Raw genomic sequence first — 18,087 nt, forward strand, 5'->3', positions numbered from 1 at the left:
GGTTCCTGAAACGTGCGGTGAATCGTAATTGTCTAACTGACCTGCCCGGTGGCACTTCGCTTACCGGGCCTACAAACTACGCCGAATACGCAAAATAATTCGCGTTGCAGGAAGGCGGCAAGTAAGTGAATGCCCAGGAGCGTACATAAGTACGTGACTGGGCTGAACGAACGCAGCCAACGCGCCTGCAGCGCGAAGTATGAAGCGTATTTATTCGTCTTCTAACAGGGCTTCGTATGCAGTCGCATCCAGCAGCGCGGCAACTTCCGCTTCGTCGCTGGCTTTGATCTTAAAGATCCAGCCGCCCGCGTACGGTTCGCTGTTCACCAGCTCCGGCGAGTCGCCCAGTTCGTCGTTCACGGCAACGATTTCGCCGCTGATCGGTGCATAGATATCGGAAGCCGCTTTAACGGACTCCGCCACGGCGCAGTCGTCGCCCGCGCTAACGGTGGCACCGACTTCCGGCAGGTCAACGAAGACCATGTCACCCAGTAATTCCTGTGCGTGTTCGGTGATACCAACGGTGTAGCTACCGTCAGCTTCTTTGCGCAGCCATTCGTGTTCTTTGCTGTATTTCAGTTCTGCTGGTACGTTGCTCATCAAAAAATCTCCAGAATAAAAAGGGCTTACGCGACGGCCTTGCCGTTACGCACAAAAATAGGTTTTGTCACTTTGACCGGCATCTCGCGGTTGCGGATCTGCACGATCGCCATCTCGCCAATCCCAGCCGGGACGCGAGCCAGCGCAATACTATGGCCTAAGGTTGGCGAGAAAGTCCCGCTGGTGATCACACCTTCGCACGCGTTGCCGCGGGCATCGGTAAAGCGCACCGGCAGTTCACCGCGCAGGACGCCTTTTTCGGTCATCACCAGGCCGACCAACTGCTCAGTACCTTTCTCACGCTCCAGCTCCAGTACGTCGCGACCGATAAAGTTGCGTTCGGCCGGTTCCCAGGCGATGGTCCAGCCCATGTTGGCCGCCAGCGGGGAGATGCTTTCGTCCATCTCCTGGCCGTAGAGATTCATCCCGGCTTCCAGACGCAACGTATCACGCGCGCCCAGACCGCAAGGCTTCACGCCAGCCTGAACCAGTTTCTGCCAGAAATCGGCGGCCTGCTCTTTTGGCAGGGCAATTTCATAGCCTGCTTCGCCGGTGTAACCGGTGGTGGCGATAAAGAAGTCACCCGCCTGCACGCCAAAGAACGGCTTCATGCCTTCCACAGCGTGACGTTGTTCATCGGTGAACAGCGTGCCGGCTTTCGCCTGCGCGTTCGGCCCCTGTACGGCAATCAGCGACAGGTCATCACGGACGGTGATGTCGATGGCATAAGGTTCAGCGTGTTGGGTAATCCAGGAGAGGTCTTTTTCGCGGGTGGCGGAGTTAACGACGAGGCGGAAATAATCTTCGGTAAGGTAGTAAACGATCAGGTCATCAATCACGCCGCCCGATGCATTTAGCATACCGCTGTAGAGCGCCTTGCCGGGCTTGGTGAGCTTGGCAACGTCGTTTGCCAGCAGATAGCGTAGAAACTCTCGGGTCCGCGGCCCGTGGAGATCGACGATGGTCATGTGCGACACATCGAACATCCCGGCATCGGTACGCACCGCGTGGTGCTCATCAATCTGTGAGCCATAGTGCAGCGGCATCATCCAGCCGTGGAAATCCACCATACGCGCGCCACATAACACGTGCTGGTCATACAAAGGCGTTTGTTGAGCCATCATGTCCTCGTTGAATATATCGCACCACAAAACCAAACGCCGACACCCATCTGGGCACCGACGCAAACGTTCTCTTTTCCCTGAACTTACCACCGAACATCGTGGTAAACCATCCTGAAAAAGGGGACATCACATTAGCTTATGACCAAAAGTCGCGAAAAAGCATACAGAGGAATTGACTGCAAAAAAGCGAAATACACCCCATTTTATTAACAACAACGGTTAACAATTCAGCATAAGATAATATTTTATGCGTAAAACAGGGCGCTTTTTCCGTAACATGAAAATGCATGGATTAATAAAACTAATGCGAAAAACGGCGTGAAATTAGAATTTTTCAAATGAGAGAGGAGACTCCCGGTAGAACCACCGGGAGTAAAAGTGTGAGCGACTTAACGAAGCCACTCTGGCAGGTCGTTCAGGCCCATTGCCTGACGAATCAGTTGCGGCTTCACGCCGGGTAGCGTATCAGCCAACGCAAGACCGAGATCGCGCAGCAGTTTTTTCGCCGGATTTTCGCCAGCAAACAGCTCGCGGAAGCCCTGCATTCCCGCCAGCATCAGCGCGGCGCTGTGTTTACGGCTGCGCTCGTAGCGACGCAGATAGAAATGCTGACCGATGTCTTTACCCTGCATATGCAAACGACGCAGCTCTTCAATCAGCTCGGCGGCGTCCATAAAGCCCAGGTTCACCCCCTGCCCGGCCAAAGGATGGATGGTGTGCGCTGCATCGCCGACCAGCGCCAGACGATGGGCGGCAAACTGACGTGCATAGCGCCCGGTCAACGGGTATACCTGACGTTCGCTCTCCACCTTGCACAACCCCAGGCGATTATCAAAGGCGATATTCAGCTTCTGGTTAAATTCAGCGTCATCGGCCTGCTGCATCCGTTCCGCTTCCTGCGGCGACAGCGACCAGACAATCGAACAAAGATGCGGATCGGAGAGCGGCAGGAAGGCCAGAATACCTTCACCATGGAAACTTTGGCGCGCCACCGCCTCGTGCGGCTCTTCGGTGCGAACGGTCGCCACCAGCGCGTGATGGCGATAGTCCCAGAAGGTTAACGGAATATCCGCTTTGCTGCGCAGCCAGGAGTTAGCGCCGTCCGCCCCCACGACCAGACGCGCGGTCAGCATATTGCCGTCTTTCAGCGTCAGAAACGCTTCATTCTCACCCCAGACCACCTGCTGCAGTTCAGCGGGTGCCATCAGCGTGACGTCGGAACTGCGCTCGGCTTTCTGCCACAACGCGTGGTGAATCACCGCGTTTTCAACAATATGGCCGAGATGGCTGTAACCCATGCTGCGGTCATCAAACGTAATGCGACCGAAGCTGTCTTTATCCCACACTTCCATGCCGTGGTAGCAACTGGCGCGCTGGGCGGTAATGGCCGACCAGACGTCCAGCTTTGTGAGCAACTTTTCGCTGCCCGCATTGATGGCGGAGACGCGTAGCGCAGGTGGCGCATCGGCGGCAAGCGCCTGCGGTAGCGACTGTTCCAGCACGGCAACCCGCAGGCCGCTGCCCTGTAAACCGCAGGCTACCGCCAGCCCAACCATTCCACCGCCTACGATGGCAACATCAACACTTTGCACATTAACTCCTTAAACTGCTGATTAGCGGGCGACCCAGCCCAGCGTCCGCTGTGCCAGCACATCGCGTGCAGGGGTAAATAATTCCATCGTCATCAGGCCCACGTTGCGCCCGACTACCAGCGGAGCCCAACGGTTGGCGAACAGATGCACCAGCCCGTCGGTTACGCCAATCGTGGCGGCTTTATCTTCCGCACGCTGGCGTTGGTAATGGCACAGCAGCGAGTAGTCGCCGATATCCTGATTGGCCTCGTGCGCGCCTGCCAGATGTTCCGCCAGCGTCATGACATCGCGCATGCCGAGGTTAAAACCTTGTCCGGCAATCGGATGCAGCGTCTGCGCCGCGTTGCCCACCAGCGCCAGGCGGTGCGATACCGTCCGGGTTGCGGTGGTCAGCGATAACGGATACACGCTACGAGCTCCTGCCTGAGTAATGCGTCCCAGACGCCAGCCGAACGCTTTCTGTAGCTCACGGCAAAACTCAGCCTCTGACCAGTTGAGCACATCGTCATGGCGCGCCAACGGATGGCACCACACCAGCGAACAGCGGTTCTGCGACATTGGCAGCATGGCGATAGGGCCATGCTCGGTAAAGCGTTCAAACGCCCGCCCCTGATGCGCCACGGCGGTGGAGACGTTGGCAATCACCGCCACCTGATTATACGGCTCCTGCTGCCAGGCAATACCGCACTGCTCGCCGAGCGTGGAGCGCGAACCGTCGGCGGCAACCAGCAGTTTGCCGTGCAGCGTTTCACCGTTATCCAGCGTCACGCTTACACCATCAGCCTGACGTTCAACCAGCGATACCCGTGATGGACAATGCAGCGTGACGCCGCGCGCATGGCGCAGCAGGCCAAACAGCCGCTGGCCCACGTCGTACAGTTCCACCACGTTGCCGAGTGCAGAGAGACGATAATCCTGAGCATCAAGAGTGACAAAACCGGCATGGCCGCGGTCGCTGACGTGAACGGTGGTAATCGGCGTCGCACAGTCGGCAATCGCCTGCCACAGGTTAATCTTCGCCAGCTGTTGGCAGGTACCAGCGGCCAGCGCAATCGCCCGCCCATCAAAGCCTGGATGTTCGGCGGCGTGAATATCCGCCGCCTCTATCAGGTGCACCGGAAGGCGGCCCGCCGTCAGCTGCGAAATAGCCAGCGCCAGCGTGGCGCCGGTCATGCCGCCGCCGACAATAATCACGCTCATAGCTGACGTGCCGCTGCCATCAACGCTTCAATGGCATCAGCATCCTTCACCACGCTCGCGGTGAGGTTCTCGTTACCGTCTTCGGTAATGAGAATATCGTCTTCAATACGAATACCAATACCGCGATATTCCGCCGGCACGTCCGCGTCTGGCGCGATGTACAGGCCCGGCTCAACGGTCAGCACCATCCCCGGCTCAAGCACGCGGGAACGGTCGGCGCCGTAGACGCCAACGTCATGCACATCCAGCCCCAGCCAGTGGCTCAGGCCATGCATAAAGTACGGGCGGTGGGCGTTGTCAGTAATCAGCTGATCAATTTCCCCTTTAAGGATCCCCAGACCGTGCAGGCCGGTCACCATGATCCGCACCACTTCACCGGTCACTTCCTGAATGGAGGTGCCAGGGCGATACAGCTCGAGGGATTTGTACAGCGAGGCAAGCACGATATCGTAGATAGCGCGCTGTGCCGGGGTAAATTTGCCGTTCACTGGGAAGGTTCGGGTGATATCGCCCGCGTAGCCTTTGTATTCGCAGCCCGCGTCAATCAACACCAGCTCGCCATCGCGCAGCTCAGATTCGTTCTCGGTGTAGTGCAGGATGCAGCCGTTTTCGCCGCCGCCCACAATGGTGTTGTAGGACGGGTAGCGCGCGCCGTGGCGAGAGAATTCGTGGAGGATCTCCCCTTCCAGCTGATATTCAAACATCCCCGGACGGCATTTTTCCATCGCGCGAGTATGGGCCAGCGCAGAAATTTCGCCCGCGCGACGCAGGATGTCAATCTCTTCGCTGTCTTTGAACAGGCGCATTTCATGCACCATCGGACGCCAGTCGATCATCGCGTCCGGCGCAGTGAGATTCTGGCGCGACCCTTTACGCAGCTTGTCCAGCGCGGTGAAGACGATGTCATCAGCAAAAGCGTATTCGCCCTGCGCGTGGTAGATAACGTCCAGGCCGTTCAGCAACTGGAACAGCTGTTGATTGATTTCGCTGAACGCCAGTGCGCGGTCAACGCCCAGTTTTTCCGGTGCGGCGTCCTGGCCCAGACGACGGCCAAACCAAATTTCAGCCGTCAGGTCACGAACGCGGTTGAACAGCACGCTGTGGTTGTGAGTGTCATCGCTTTTAATCAGCACCAGCAAGGCTTCAGGCTCGTTAAAGCCGGTGAAGTACCAGAAATCGCTGTTCTGGCGATAGGGATACTCAGAATCCGCGCTGCGAGTCACCTCTGGCGCGGCAAAAATCAGCGCCGCGCTGCCTGGTTTCATTTGCGCCAGTAATGCCTGGCGGCGGCGGAGAAACGCTTGCTGTGTCATGACATCTCCTTTCAATCCCTTAGCGCTCCGGTTACCGGCCTTGCGCAGCAAGCGGAGCGGGCGTTGTGATTAGTGTAATGTTGGCTTTTGCACTTCAGGCGCGGTCGGCTGTGGGTGGGTGAAAGTATCGTGGCACAGCAGCGCCGCTACGCGAACGTATTCGATAATTTCTTCCAGCGACATTTCCAGCTCTTCCTGATCTTCATCTTCTTCATAGCCAAGTTGCGCAATATTTCGAAGATCGTCAATGGCTTCGCCGGTTTCATCTCTCACTTTATCCAGTTTTGGCTGTACCATGCCCAGACCGAGCAGGAAATGGTTCACCCAGCCGGAGAGCGCATCGGCGCGGTCGAACACGCTGACATCGTCTCCTTCAGGCAGATAAAGCTGAAAAAGGAAGCCGTCGTCTTCCAGCGCATCGCTGGTTGCCGCATGCATGGAACGCAGCGACTCGGCAAGCTCGTGACCAAACGCCAGACCTTCGTTGGTCAGGTCGTGAACCAGCGGCTGCCAGGAGCTGTCCTTGTTTCCGCCGCAGAGCAATCCACTCAGCAGACCGTGCATTTCTGCAGGCGTCAGGCCTACCCCTTGTTGGTTTAACAGCTGGTTCATCACGGTGTAACCCGGCATTTCGTTCTGTATAGACATGCGCATTCGTCATTGTTGGGTGGAATTCATGATATGCTACCACTTTGGACCCTGGAGATACCAGAAAAGGGCTTGTATCTTCATACCAGGGTAGCTATAGTGTCGCCCCTTCACATCCTGAGAGTGAAGGAAGCGCAGTCAATCAGCAGGAAGGTGACATGTCTGCACAACCCGTCGATATCCAAATTTTTGGCCGTTCACTGCGAGTGAATTGCCCGCCTGAACAAAGAGATGCTTTGAATCAGGCAGCGGACGATCTGAATCAGCGGTTGCAAGATCTGAAAGAACGCACTAGAGTCACAAATACTGAGCAGCTGGTTTTCATCGCCGCGTTGAATATCAGCTATGAGTTAACTCAGGAAAGGGCAAAGACGCGCGACTATGCTTCCAGCATGGAACAGCGCATTCGGATGCTGCAACAGACCATTGAACAGGCATTGCTTGACCAGGGTCGCATATCCGATAAGTCAGCCCCAAAGTTTGAATAACACTTTGCAGTTTACTATGGTAGAGTGACTGTGAAGACAAAATTTCTCTGAGATGTTCGCAAGCGGGCCAGTCCCCTGAGCCGATATTTCATACCACAAGAATGTGGCGCTCCACGGTTGGTGAGCATGCTCGGTCCGTCCGAGAAGCCTTAAAACTGTGACGACGCATTCACCTTGAACCAAGGGTTCAAGGGTTACAGCCTGCGGCGGCATCTCGGAGATTCCCCTTCTACCTACCGGTCTTATGACGCATCCATCTGAGCAACAAAATTCCCGACAGCACATTCGCCAGCTAATCCGGCAACGCCGTCGTGCGCTCACACCCCAGCAACAAACGCTTTACGGCGAGCAAGCCGCAGACCGCATGATGGCCTGGCCTCCCGTGGTGATGGCAAAAACCGTCGCGCTGTTCTTATCCTTTGACGGTGAGCTTGATACCCAACCCCTGATTGAACAGCTCTGGCAAGCCGGTAAGCGCGTCTACCTGCCCGTATTGCACCCGTTTAGTCCTGGAAATCTGCTGTTTCTGCATTACCATCCGCACAGCGAACTGGTGACGAACCGCCTGAAAATCCGCGAACCGAAGCTTGATGTGCGCGATGTGCTGCCGCTGGCGAATCTCGACGTGTTGATAACGCCGCTGGTTGCCTTTGATAAACTGGGCCAACGGCTGGGCATGGGCGGAGGCTTTTACGACCGCACGTTGCAGAACTGGCAGCAGCACGGCATCCAGCCCGTCGGCTATGCTCACGACTGTCAGTTGGTCGATGGTCTGCCGGTTGAAGAGTGGGATATTCCTCTACCGGCCGTAGTCACACCGTCGAAGGTGTGGCAGTGGTAAGCATTTTCTGCCGATTGACATCGATTCTTTTTTGACCTAGATTCCTCGGTAAAGGGTGAGAGAGGCGAACCTCCCTCCTGCGTAAATCTTGTTAATATGCTGGCCAAGCGATGATTAACAAAATCAGCAGTATGATGACGAGTCTCATCATTATCCCTTTCCTTTTAGAGCCCCTGCTTCGGTAGGGGCTTTTCCGTTTCAGCCCTATGCTGAACCCCTATCGTAAAATCCTTTTCCCCACACACAATGCGCAGCAGAACCTTTAATCACCGTTTGCGGTGAGGCTCGTCAATGCCATGTATGAGTTGCAGTACGGAAACAGAAAACAAAAACGGGCTGACCTTTGGTCTGCCCGTCTGGAGAGAATGGATAAAGATTAGTACAGCAGACGCGCGCGGACGGTGCCCGGAATCGCCTTCATGCTCAGCAGTGCTTTCTCCGCCACATCTTCTTCCGCTTCAATATCGATAACCACATAACCCATCTGCGGTGTGGTTTGCAGGTACTGTGCGGCAATGTTCACGCCCTGCTCGGCGAAGATTTGGTTGAGCGCTGTCAGCACGCCAGGACGGTTTTCGTGGATGTGCAGCAGACGACGACCGCCGTGCAGCGGCAGCGACACTTCCGGGAAGTTGACCGCGGAGAGCGTAGAGCCGTTATCGGAGTACTTAATCAGTTTGCCAGCCACTTCCAGGCCGATGTTCTCCTGCGCTTCCTGGGTAGAACCGCCGATGTGCGGCGTCAGGATAACGTTGTCGAACTCACACAGCGGCGAGGTGAACGGCTCGCTGTTGGTAGCAGGTTCGGTTGGGAAGACGTCGATAGCCGCCCCGGCCAGGTGCTTACGCGCCAGCGCATCGCACAGCGCAGGGATTTCAACAACCGTGCCGCGTGAGGCGTTAATCAGCAGCGCGCCTGGTTTCATCAGCGCCAGTTCTTCTGCGCCCATCATGTTCTTGGTTGACGCATTTTCTGGCACGTGCAGGCTGACCACGTCGCTCATGTTCAGCAGGTCAGAAAGATGCTGTACCTGGGTGGCGTTACCTAGCGGTAGCTTGTTTTCAATATCGTAGAAGAAGACATGCATCCCCAGCGATTCCGCCAGAATACCGAGCTGGGTGCCGATGTGGCCGTAGCCAATAATGCCCAGCTTTTTGCCGCGCGCTTCATAAGAGCCCGCCGCCAGTTTGTTCCACACGCCACGGTGCGCTTTGGCGTTCGCTTCCGGGATACCGCGAAGCAGCAGCAGCAGTTCGCCGATCACCAGTTCCGCCACGGAGCGAGTGTTAGAGAATGGTGCGTTAAATACAGGAACGCCGCGTTTGGCCGCCGCTACCAGGTCAACCTGGTTGGTACCGATACAGAAGCAGCCCACCGCCACCAGCTTCTCTGCGGCAGCAAAAACCTCTTCCGTCAGGTGAGTACGGGAACGCAGGCCGATGAAATGGGCATCACGGATCGACTCTTTCAGCTGTTCGCTATCCAGCGCACCCTTGTGAAACTCGATATTGGTGTAGCCTGCCGCGCGCAGACTATCCACCGCCTTCTGGTGCACGCCTTCAACCAGCAGAAATTTAATTTTCTCTTTTTCCAGTGATACCTTAGCCATTTCCCCGTCCTGTCTTTGTTTTACTCATGTTGTGGTGAACGAAAGTTCACCTAAGCAACATATCAAAAAAAATTATTGCGGCAATATGAACGTTTGCGTCGGGGTGATGAGGAAATGTCATGCAGCGGGAAATGCCAGCATAAAATGCTAAGTGGAAAGATAAACGTGGGATGTTAATAATGTGTGACGCAAAAATGTGACACAAGTCACCGAATTTAGCCCACATAAAAAAAATGGGGGAAATTGTATTTTCCCCCCGGCCAGATCATTTCACGATGGTTTTCACGCCGTCGGCGGTACCAATCAGCGCGACGTCCGCACCACGGTTCGCGAACAGACCCACGGTGACCACACCTGGAATGCCGTTAATCGCGTTTTCCAGTGCGATAGCATCGAGAATTTCCAGGCCGTGCACATCAAGGATCACGTTGCCGTTATCGGTCACGACGCCCTGACGGTACTCTGGACGACCGCCCAGTTTTACCAGTTCACGCGCCACAGCGCTGCGAGCCATTGGGATCACTTCAACCGGCAGCGGGAAGTTACCCAGGATATCAACCTGCTTGGAAGCATCAGCGATACAGATAAATTTGTCCGCAACGGAGGCAATGATTTTTTCGCGCGTCAGCGCTGCACCGCCGCCTTTGATCATCTGCATGTGGCCGTTGATCTCATCTGCACCGTCCACGTAGATGCCTAAACGGTCGACTTCGTTCAGATCGAAAACGGTAATGCCGAGGCTTTTCAGCTTCTCGGTAGAGGCATCTGAGCTTGATACCGCCCCTTCGATTTGTCCTTTCATCGTGCCCAGCGCGTCAATAAAGTGCGCCGCAGTAGACCCCGTGCCCACACCAACAATCGTACCCGGCTGTACGTATTGAAGTGCTGCCCAGCCTACTGCTTTTTTCAGTTCATCCTGCGTCATGATCGTTTCGCCTGTGGTGTCATCAACTGCCGCGCATTATAGAACATAACCCTGGAACAATTCGAGCAGCCGGGAAACCTCAGGCCGGGTGCGATAAAGCAGATGCCCAACACGTGACCTCTATCACAGTAAACTGCAAACCATTTTCGTCTGTATATCGGGTAAATTTATGTCATAGTGCAGATAACACCTATAGGGGAGTACCTCAGAGCAATGAAACGTCCGGACTACAGAACACTACAGGCGCTGGATGCCGTTATCAGGGAACGTGGGTTTGAGCGCGCCGCGCAGAAACTGTGCATCACTCAGTCCGCCGTTTCCCAGCGCATTAAGCAGCTGGAGAACATGTTCGGTCAGCCGTTGCTGGTGCGAACCGTGCCGCCGCGCCCAACGGAACAGGGGCAGAAGCTGCTGGCGCTGCTGCGTCAGGTTGAGCTGCTGGAAGAGGAGTGGCTTGGCGATGAGCAAACCGGCTCCACACCGCTGCTGCTGTCTCTAGCAGTCAACGCCGACAGTCTGGCAACCTGGCTGCTGCCAGCGCTTGCTGACGTGTTGGCCAACTCCCCTATTCGTTTGAATTTGCAGGTAGAAGATGAAACCCGGACCCAGGAGCGTTTGCGCCGTGGTGAAGTGGTTGGCGCGGTGAGTATTCAACCACAGGCGCTGCCAAGCTGTCTGGTCGATCAGCTCGGGGCACTCGACTATCTATTTGTCGGGTCAAAAGCATTTGCCGAGCGCTATTTTCCTAACGGAGTAACCCGCTCTGCGCTGCTGAAAGCGCCGGCCGTGGCCTTCGATCATCTGGACGATATGCACCAGGCCTTTTTGCAGCAAAACTTCGATCTGCCGCCGGGTAGCGTACCGTGCCATATCGTGAACTCGTCAGAAGCGTTTGTGCAGCTGGCCCGTCAGGGGACGACCTGCTGTATGATCCCGCATTTGCAGATAGAGAAAGAGCTGGCAAGCGGGGAACTGATTGACTTGACGCCTGGGCTGTTCCAGCGTCGGATGCTTTACTGGCACCGGTTTGCGCCGGAGAGTCGAATGATGCGGAAAGTGACGGATGCGTTGTTGGCTTATGGGCATAAGGTGCTGCGTCAGGATTAAGCTTTTTCCTTTATTGAGCGGATACAGGGAGGGGGCAAGCACCGCCGCCCCCTGCACCCTATCCGTTATTTAGCAGCAGGCGCTGGAGCTGCGGCTGGAGCCGCAGGAGTCGCAGCCTGCTCAGGCTGGAGCTGGAACACCACATCCACCTGATCATCAAACTGGATGGTCGCCTGCTCGTAAGTTTCCTGCGCGGAAACCGGTGCCGCATCCGCCTTCATCATCCGCACCATCGGGCTCGGCTGATAGTTAGAGACGTGGTAACGTACGCTATATACCGGCCCCAATTTGCTATGGAAGCCCGCCGCCAGAGATTGCGCCTGATGAATCGCATCTTCAATTGCCGCTTTACGCGCTTTATCTTTATAGGCATCCGGCTGTGCCACGCCCAGCGACACAGAACGGATTTCGTTCAGCCCTGCTTTCAGCGCACCATCCAGCAACGAGTTCAGCTTATCCAACTGACGCAGCGTCACCTCTACGGTACGCACCGCACGATAGCCTTTCAGCACGCTTTTACCGTTCTGGTAGTCATAATCTGGCTGAGTACGCAGGTTCGCGGAGCTGATGTCTTTTTTCGCTACGCCGTTTTGCTCGAGGAAGGAGAGATATTGCGCGACGCGCTGGTCGGCCTGTTTTTTCGCGCTCGCGGCATCCTTGGCAGCTATGTTGACTTCAATGGCAAGCGTCGCGATATCCGGAACCGCATCCACGCTCGCCGTACCCGATGTCACGATATGTGGGCTGTCCGGCAATTCATTTGCCTGTACCGCCATTGCGCTAAACCCAACTACTGCAGCCAGAGCCATCACTTTAAACTTCACTGTTGTATCTCCTTGGTTATCACCCGACAACGGGGTCTTGCCTGCAAGCTTAGCCGTTGCCAGGGGAAAGTCCATCAGATGAGACCTAGTTCAGCAACGCATGCAGATGCCCGACGCCCTCTTTTGCCAGCTGAAATGCAATAAACCACATCACTACGCCGACAACGAGATTAATAATACGCTGTGCTTTGGCGGTACGTAAACGTGGAGCAAGCCAGGCTGCCAGCAGCGCTAACGCGAAGAACCACAGGAAAGAGGCACTGACTGTGCCCAGCGCGAACCAGCGTTTTGGTTCATCCGCCAGCTGGCCACCGAGGCTTCCCAGCACCACAAAGGTATCCAGATAGACGTGTGGGTTAAGCCAGGTCACCGCTAACATGGTGGCGATAATTTTCCAACGTCCCTGCTTCATTACTTCGGCAGTCGCCAGTTCGATATTACTGCCCATCGCGGTTTTCAGCGCCCCAAAGCCATACCACAGCAGGAACGCGACGCCGCCCCAGGTCACTAGCGCCAGCAGCCATGGCGAAGCCGTCAGCAGCGCGCTACCGCCAAAGATCCCAGCGCAGATCAACAGCAGATCGCTAACGGCGCAAAGTAAGGCGATCATCAGGTGATATTGACGACGGATCCCCTGGTTCATGACGAAAGCATTTTGCGGCCCCAACGGCAGGATCATCGCAGCACCGAGCATAAGCCCTTGAAAATAGTAAGATATCACGATAGTTTTCTTCAGATAGTTCAGGAATGGCGCTGACTATAACGCGATAAAATCATTAGCGGAAATTGATATTTTTAATCAGTAATAAATTTAACTAATAATTTTTTAAGCTATGCGTACCAATATAGGCAGGATAAGACGTTTACGCCGTCCATAAAAAAAGCCGGGCATCAGCCCGGCCTTATTACCGCATGGAAGCGATTACTGCTGAGCAGCATTCCCCGGCTTCATATGCACGTCTAGCTGCGGGTAAGGAAAGCTAATGCCGTTGGCATCGAACTCACGCTTAATTTGCTCAAGCACGTCCCAGTAGACGTTTTGCAGGTCGCCGCTCAGGCTCCAGGCGCGCACGACAAAATTCACTGAAGACGGCGCCAGTTCATTTAAGCGCACGGTAATATCGCGGTCTTTGAGAATGCGGTTGTCCGCTTCAAGAATGCGGGTCAGGATCTGCTTAACCTTATCAATATCCGCATCGTAAGAGACGCCAATAATGAACTCATTACGGCGCGCAGGCTCACGGGAGAAGTTGATAATATTGCCCGCAATAATTTTACCGTTCGGAATCACGATAATTTTACCGTCAACGGTACGCATGGTGGTCGAGAAAATCTGCACGCTGAGCACGGTACCGGCAACGCCGCCGAGATCAACGTATTCACCCGCGCGGAACGGACGGAACATCACCAGCAGTACGCCAGCAGCCAGGTTGGAGAGCGAGCCCTGCAGCGCCAGACCTACGGCTAAACCGGCGGCACCCAGTACGGCAATCACTGAGGCGGTCTGCACACCGACACGGCCCAGCGCGGCAATCAGCGTAAAGGCGATAATCGCATAGCGTACCAGCGCGGAGAGAAAGTCCGCTACGGTGGCATCAATTTTACGCGCCAGCATCAGGCGGTTGACGGTGCCAGAGACAATCCTCGCCACAATCATCCCGACGATAAGGATCGCAATCGCCGCGACGATATTGACGGCATAGCTCAGCAGTAATTCCTGGTTGCGCACCAGCCAGGAGCCAGCGTCATTTATGCTATCGACAACGTTTAAATCTTCCATTCAATATTCCTTATGGATACCCGGATGGGAAACTAAAAACGACCCGTAAAAGTACAGGCAGGTATAAAGGGTAAACAAAAAATCAGTATTTTGCCAAGCCGGTCACACTTTCATACCAGCCCATCATATTGAAAAGGCAATAAAAAAGCCCGCTATGCAGCGGGCTTTGGTCAAGAATCAGGTTTATCTTACAGAACGTCTTTCGCGTTCAGTTCAGTGAAAGCCTGTTCCAGACGAGCGATCATGGACGCCTGAGCTGCACGCAGCCATACGCGTGGATCGTAGTATTTCTTGTTCGGCTGGTCTTCGCCTTTCGGGTTGCCCAGCTGGCCCTGCAGGTAAGCTTCGTTGGTTTTGTAGTACTGCAGGATACCGTCCCAGGTTGCCCATTGGGTGTCGGTATCGATGTTCATTTTCACTACGCCGTAGCTTACGGAGTCTTTGATTTCCTGAGCAGAAGAACCGGAACCACCGTGGAAGACGAAGTTCAGGCTGTTGTGCGGCAGGTTGTGTTTCTTAGAAACGTATTCCTGAGAATCACGCAGGATAGTTGGGGTCAGAACCACGTTACCTGGTTTGTACACACCGTGTACGTTACCGAAGGAAGCTGCGATGGTGAAACGTGGGCTGATTTTGCTCAGTTCGGTGTAAGCGTAATCAACGTCTTCTGGCTGAGTGTACAGTGCAGAAGCGTCCATGTGGCTGTTGTCCACGCCGTCTTCTTCACCACCGGTGCAACCCAGTTCGATTTCCAGAGTCATGCCCATTTTGGACATGCGCGCCAGGTATTTGGAGCAGATTTCGATGTTTTCGTGCAGGGACTCTTCGGACAGGTCGATCATGTGGGAAGAGAACAGTGGTTTACCGGTAGCCGCGAAGTGCTTTTCACCCGCGTCCAGCAGACCGTCGATCCACGGCAGCAGTTTCTTAGCGCAGTGGTCAGTGTGCAGGATTACTGGAACACCGTAGTGTTCAGCCATCTGGTGTACGTGGTGTGCACCGGAGATAGCACCCAGGATTGCAGCGCCCTGAGGAACGTCAGTTTTCACGCCTTTACCTGCGATGAACGCAGCGCCACCGTTGGAGAACTGAACGATAACCGGTGCTTTAACTTTTGCAGCGGTTTCCAGAACGGCGTTGATGGAGTCAGTACCAACGCAGTTAACTGCTGGCAGAGCGAAGTTGTTTTCTTTTGCTACCTGGAAAACTTTCTGTACGTCATCACCGGTGATAACACCTGGTTTTACGAAATCAAAAATTTTAGACATGTTACGTAGTCCTGTATCTTCGGCCGTTAGAAAAGGTGCGAGCTCTATAAAGCGCGCTGAAAATGGGGCAGGTTTCCCTGCCCTTGAATGGCTTACTTCTTAGCGCGCTCTTCGAGCATTGCTACTGCTGGCAGGACTTTGCCTTCCACGAATTCGAGGAATGCGCCGCCGCCAGTGGAGATGTAGGAGATTTTGTCAGCGATACCGAACAGGTCGATAGCTGCCAGGGTGTCGCCGCCGCCTGCGATAGAGAACGCTTCGCTGTCTGCGATGGCGTTAGCAACGATTTCAGTACCTTTGCGGAAGTTCGGGAATTCGAACACGCCAACCGGGCCGTTCCACAGGATGGTTTTGGCGTTTTTCAGGATTTCTGCCAGTTTTTCTGCAGACGCGTCGCCCAGGTCCAGAATCTGCTCTTCATCTTTGATGTCGTTAACAGATTTCAGGGTTGCTGCCGCAGTTTCGGAGAACTCGGTCGCTACGCGAACGTCAGTTGGGACTGGGATATCGCAGGTCGTCAGCAGACGTTTAGCTTCGTCAACCAGGTCAGCTTCGTACAGGGATTTACCCACGTTGTGGCCTTGAGCAGCAACGAAGGTGTTCGCGATACCACCGCCAACGATCAGCTGGTCAGCGATTTTAGACAGGGAGTCCAGAACGGTCAGTTTGGTAGAAACTTTAGAACCACCAACGATAGCCACCATTGGGCGAGCAGGTTCTTTCAGTGCTTTACCCAGCGCGTCCAGTTCAGCTGCCAGCAGCGGGCCTGCGCACGCAACGTCAGCAAATTTGCCGATACCGTGGGTGGAAGCCTGTGCACGGTGTGCAGTACCGAATGCGTCCATTACGAATACGTCGCACAGTGCAGCGTATTTTTTGGACAGTGCTTCGTCGTCTTTCTTCTCGCCTTTGTTGAAGCGAACGTTTTCCAGAACAACCAGCTCACCGGCAGCAACTTCTACGCCGTCCAGGTAGTCTTTAACCAGACGAACCGGAGCAGACAGTTTGTCTTTCAGGTAATTAACTACCGGCAGCAGAGAGAATTCTTCGTTGTACTCGCCTTCGGTCGGACGACCCAGGTGAGAAGTCACCATCACTTTCGCACCCTGTTTCAGCGCCAGCTCGATAGTTGGCAGTGAAGCACGGATACGTGCGTCGCTGGTTACTTTCCCTTCTTTAACTGGTACGTTCAGGTCCGCACGGATGAAAACGCGTTTACCAGCCAGATCCAGATCGGTCATCTTAATTACAGACATGGTGAATCCTCTCGTTGATACTTAAAGTTTTGTCGACGCTCAAGCGTCGAGCCTGAAACCAATAGCGGCCATTGCTAACGTGGTGTCGAGCATTCGGTTAGCAAAACCCCATTCGTTATCACACCAGACCAGCGTTTTGATCAGATGCGCCCCACTCACCCGCGTCTGCGTGCCATCGACAATGGCGCTGTGCGGATCGTGGTTAAAATCAGTTGAGACCAACGGTAATTCCGTATAGTCAACTATACCATGAAATGCACCCTGTGCTGCTTTTTGCAGCAACTGGTTGACTTCATTTGCTTTTACTGGCTTTTTCACCGTCACGCTCAGGTCAATTGCCGTCACGTTAATGGTCGGTACTCGCACCGCAATCGCCTCGAAGCGGTCACCAAACTGCGGGAAAATACGGGTAATTCCCGCGGCGAGCTTAGTATCTACCGGAATAATCGACTGGCTTGCTGCGCGCGTACGGCGTAAATCGGGATGGTAGGCGTCAATCACCTGCTGGTCATGCATCGCGGAGTGGATGGTCGTGACCGTACCCGATTCAATGCCATAAGCATCATCTAACAGTTTGATGACGGGGATTATACAATTCGTAGTACAGGAGGCGTTGGACACGATACGGTGTTCGGCGCACAGCTCATGTTCGTTAACGCCAAACACAACGGTGGCGTCGAGATCGTTGCTGCCAGGATGTGAAAAGAGCACCTTCTTCGCGCCAGCGGCAATATGGGCTTCGCCGTCATGGCGACTGCCGTATACGCCGGTACAGTCTAGCACGACATCAACCGATAGCTCTTTCCAGGGCAGCGCTTCAATAGTGCGCTCATGCAGAAGACGGATGGCGTCATCGCCGACGAAAAGCTGTTCACGCTCCTGGCGAACATCCCAGGCAAAGCGCCCGTGGCTGGTGTCATATTTCAACAAGTGCGCGATGCCCGCAGCATCTGCCAGCTCGTTGATTGCCACCACGGTGATTTCCGCACGGCGTCCGGATTCATACAAAGCACGAACCAGGTTACGTCCAATGCGACCGAAGCCATTAATCGCTACGCGTACGGTCATAGGTCTCCTGCAAGGTTGTCCCGATGCAAAGTGGCAAACAGAGTAATGCAGCCAAACGCTTTGGGAAACCTCACCCGCCACAAACAGTGACTGATTGGTTAAATGTCGAACAATTTATCGACTGAAACGCTTCAGCTAGAATAAGCGAAACAAGGAATAAAAGGAATGATTGTCCAGACAGAGACGCCTAATATCTGACATGCATCACATTTTGATTGGAATAATGTGCAAAGAAATTCCAGAGAAAAACAAAAAGGGCCGCCGAAGCGACCCTTTCATTTCAGAGAAAACGCAGATTACAGCAGGGATTTCGCTTTCGCGAGCACGTTCTCAACGGTGAAGCCGAACTCTTTGAACAGCAGATCCGCTGGCGCAGACTCACCGAAGGTGGTCATGCCGACGATTGCGCCGTTCAGGCCCACGTATTTGAACCAGTAGTCCGCG

The 18,087-nt window shown here is 54.7% G+C and carries 19 protein-coding genes and 1 other RNA gene; 4 read left to right on the forward strand and 16 right to left on the reverse strand.

Annotation, left to right across the window (positions count from 1 at the left end; all coding sequences use genetic code 11):
- Positions 1–210 precede the first annotated feature (210 nt).
- The 6 genes from gcvH to HII27_RS23955 form a co-directional block, all read right to left on the reverse strand.
- Positions 211–600: a glycine cleavage system protein GcvH gene (gene gcvH, locus HII27_RS23930; RefSeq protein WP_052281990.1), complete on the reverse strand. Its 390-nt coding sequence runs from the start codon at positions 598–600 to the stop codon at positions 211–213.
- A 26-nt stretch (positions 601–626) separates the two neighbouring features.
- Positions 627–1,721, reverse strand: coding sequence for a glycine cleavage system aminomethyltransferase GcvT (gene gcvT, locus HII27_RS23935; RefSeq protein WP_185669883.1), 1,095 nt, complete (start codon positions 1,719–1,721; stop codon positions 627–629).
- Positions 1,722–2,113: 392 nt separating this feature from the next.
- The gene (gene ubiI, locus HII27_RS23940; protein ID WP_185669869.1) at positions 2,114–3,316 is read right to left on the reverse strand and encodes an FAD-dependent 2-octaprenylphenol hydroxylase; all 1,203 of its coding nucleotides are present in this window, start codon (positions 3,314–3,316) and stop codon (positions 2,114–2,116) included.
- 21 nt (positions 3,317–3,337) lie between these two features.
- On the reverse strand, positions 3,338–4,516 hold the full coding sequence (gene ubiH / locus HII27_RS23945; RefSeq protein WP_185669870.1) for a 2-octaprenyl-6-methoxyphenyl hydroxylase: 1,179 nt from the start codon (positions 4,514–4,516) through the stop codon (positions 3,338–3,340).
- Positions 4,513–5,829 (reverse strand): Xaa-Pro aminopeptidase, encoded by a 1,317-nt coding sequence (gene pepP, locus HII27_RS23950; RefSeq protein ID WP_185669871.1) that lies wholly within the window; start codon positions 5,827–5,829, stop codon positions 4,513–4,515. Before pepP ends, ubiH begins: the two co-directional genes overlap by 4 nt.
- Before the next feature lie 69 nt (positions 5,830–5,898).
- Positions 5,899–6,477 carry a YecA/YgfB family protein gene (locus tag HII27_RS23955; RefSeq protein WP_185669872.1) on the reverse strand — a complete coding sequence of 193 codons (579 nt, stop codon included), beginning with the start codon at positions 6,475–6,477 and terminating at the stop codon, positions 5,899–5,901.
- 158 nt (positions 6,478–6,635) lie between these two features.
- On the opposite strand from HII27_RS23955, the gene zapA reads away from it, so the two are divergent.
- The 3 genes from zapA to HII27_RS23970 all read left to right on the forward strand — a co-directional run bounded on the left by zapA (position 6,636) and on the right by HII27_RS23970 (position 7,806).
- On the forward strand, positions 6,636–6,965 hold the full coding sequence (zapA, locus tag HII27_RS23960; protein ID WP_185669873.1) for a cell division protein ZapA: 330 nt from the start codon (positions 6,636–6,638) through the stop codon (positions 6,963–6,965).
- A gap of 41 nt (positions 6,966–7,006) precedes the next feature.
- Positions 7,007–7,190, forward strand: a non-coding RNA gene (ssrS, locus tag HII27_RS23965) — 6S RNA.
- A gap of 19 nt (positions 7,191–7,209) precedes the next feature.
- Complete coding sequence (locus HII27_RS23970) at positions 7,210–7,806, forward strand: 5-formyltetrahydrofolate cyclo-ligase (RefSeq protein WP_185669874.1); 597 nt, start codon at positions 7,210–7,212, stop codon at positions 7,804–7,806.
- Positions 7,807–7,897: 91 nt separating this feature from the next.
- On the opposite strand, the gene HII27_RS27565 is transcribed toward HII27_RS23970, so the two are convergent.
- The 3 genes from HII27_RS27565 to rpiA form a co-directional block, all read right to left on the reverse strand.
- Positions 7,898–7,957 carry a type I toxin-antitoxin system Ibs family toxin gene (locus tag HII27_RS27565; protein WP_185669884.1) on the reverse strand — a complete coding sequence of 20 codons (60 nt, stop codon included), beginning with the start codon at positions 7,955–7,957 and terminating at the stop codon, positions 7,898–7,900.
- A 225-nt stretch (positions 7,958–8,182) separates the two neighbouring features.
- Entirely contained in the window at positions 8,183–9,415 is a 1,233-nt protein-coding gene (gene serA, locus HII27_RS23980; protein ID WP_185669875.1) for a phosphoglycerate dehydrogenase, read from the reverse strand.
- Positions 9,416–9,680: 265 nt separating this feature from the next.
- The gene (gene rpiA, locus HII27_RS23985; protein WP_047347933.1) at positions 9,681–10,340 is read right to left on the reverse strand and encodes a ribose-5-phosphate isomerase RpiA; all 660 of its coding nucleotides are present in this window, start codon (positions 10,338–10,340) and stop codon (positions 9,681–9,683) included.
- Between the two features lie 213 nt (positions 10,341–10,553).
- On the opposite strand from rpiA, the gene argP reads away from it, so the two are divergent.
- Positions 10,554–11,447 carry a DNA-binding transcriptional regulator ArgP gene (gene argP, locus HII27_RS23990; RefSeq protein WP_035896251.1) on the forward strand — a complete coding sequence of 298 codons (894 nt, stop codon included), beginning with the start codon at positions 10,554–10,556 and terminating at the stop codon, positions 11,445–11,447.
- Between the two features lie 65 nt (positions 11,448–11,512).
- Here argP and HII27_RS23995 read toward each other — a convergent pair whose 3' ends face one another.
- From HII27_RS23995 to HII27_RS24025, 7 genes are all read right to left on the reverse strand, one after another.
- Positions 11,513–12,271, reverse strand: coding sequence for an oxidative stress defense protein (locus HII27_RS23995; RefSeq protein ID WP_185669876.1), 759 nt, complete (start codon positions 12,269–12,271; stop codon positions 11,513–11,515).
- Positions 12,272–12,356: 85 nt separating this feature from the next.
- The gene (argO, locus tag HII27_RS24000) at positions 12,357–12,992 is read right to left on the reverse strand and encodes an arginine exporter ArgO (protein ID WP_185669877.1); all 636 of its coding nucleotides are present in this window, start codon (positions 12,990–12,992) and stop codon (positions 12,357–12,359) included.
- A 201-nt stretch (positions 12,993–13,193) separates the two neighbouring features.
- The gene (locus HII27_RS24005; protein ID WP_185669878.1) at positions 13,194–14,051 is read right to left on the reverse strand and encodes a small-conductance mechanosensitive channel MscS; all 858 of its coding nucleotides are present in this window, start codon (positions 14,049–14,051) and stop codon (positions 13,194–13,196) included.
- A gap of 188 nt (positions 14,052–14,239) precedes the next feature.
- Positions 14,240–15,319, reverse strand: a complete 1,080-nt coding sequence (fbaA, locus tag HII27_RS24010; protein WP_185669879.1) for a class II fructose-bisphosphate aldolase — start codon at positions 15,317–15,319, stop codon at positions 14,240–14,242.
- 92 nt (positions 15,320–15,411) lie between these two features.
- On the reverse strand, positions 15,412–16,575 hold the full coding sequence (gene pgk, locus HII27_RS24015) for a phosphoglycerate kinase (RefSeq protein WP_185669880.1): 1,164 nt from the start codon (positions 16,573–16,575) through the stop codon (positions 15,412–15,414).
- 39 nt (positions 16,576–16,614) lie between these two features.
- Entirely contained in the window at positions 16,615–17,643 is a 1,029-nt protein-coding gene (epd, locus tag HII27_RS24020; RefSeq protein WP_185669881.1) for an erythrose-4-phosphate dehydrogenase, read from the reverse strand.
- Positions 17,644–17,939: 296 nt separating this feature from the next.
- Positions 17,940–18,087 (reverse strand): transketolase-like TK C-terminal-containing protein (locus HII27_RS24025; RefSeq protein WP_396402018.1); only part of this gene is annotated, 148 nt, incomplete at its 5' end.

The organism is Kluyvera sichuanensis (genome assembly GCF_014218705.1).
In the GTDB taxonomy this organism is placed as follows: Bacteria; Pseudomonadota; Gammaproteobacteria; order Enterobacterales; family Enterobacteriaceae; genus Kluyvera; species Kluyvera sichuanensis.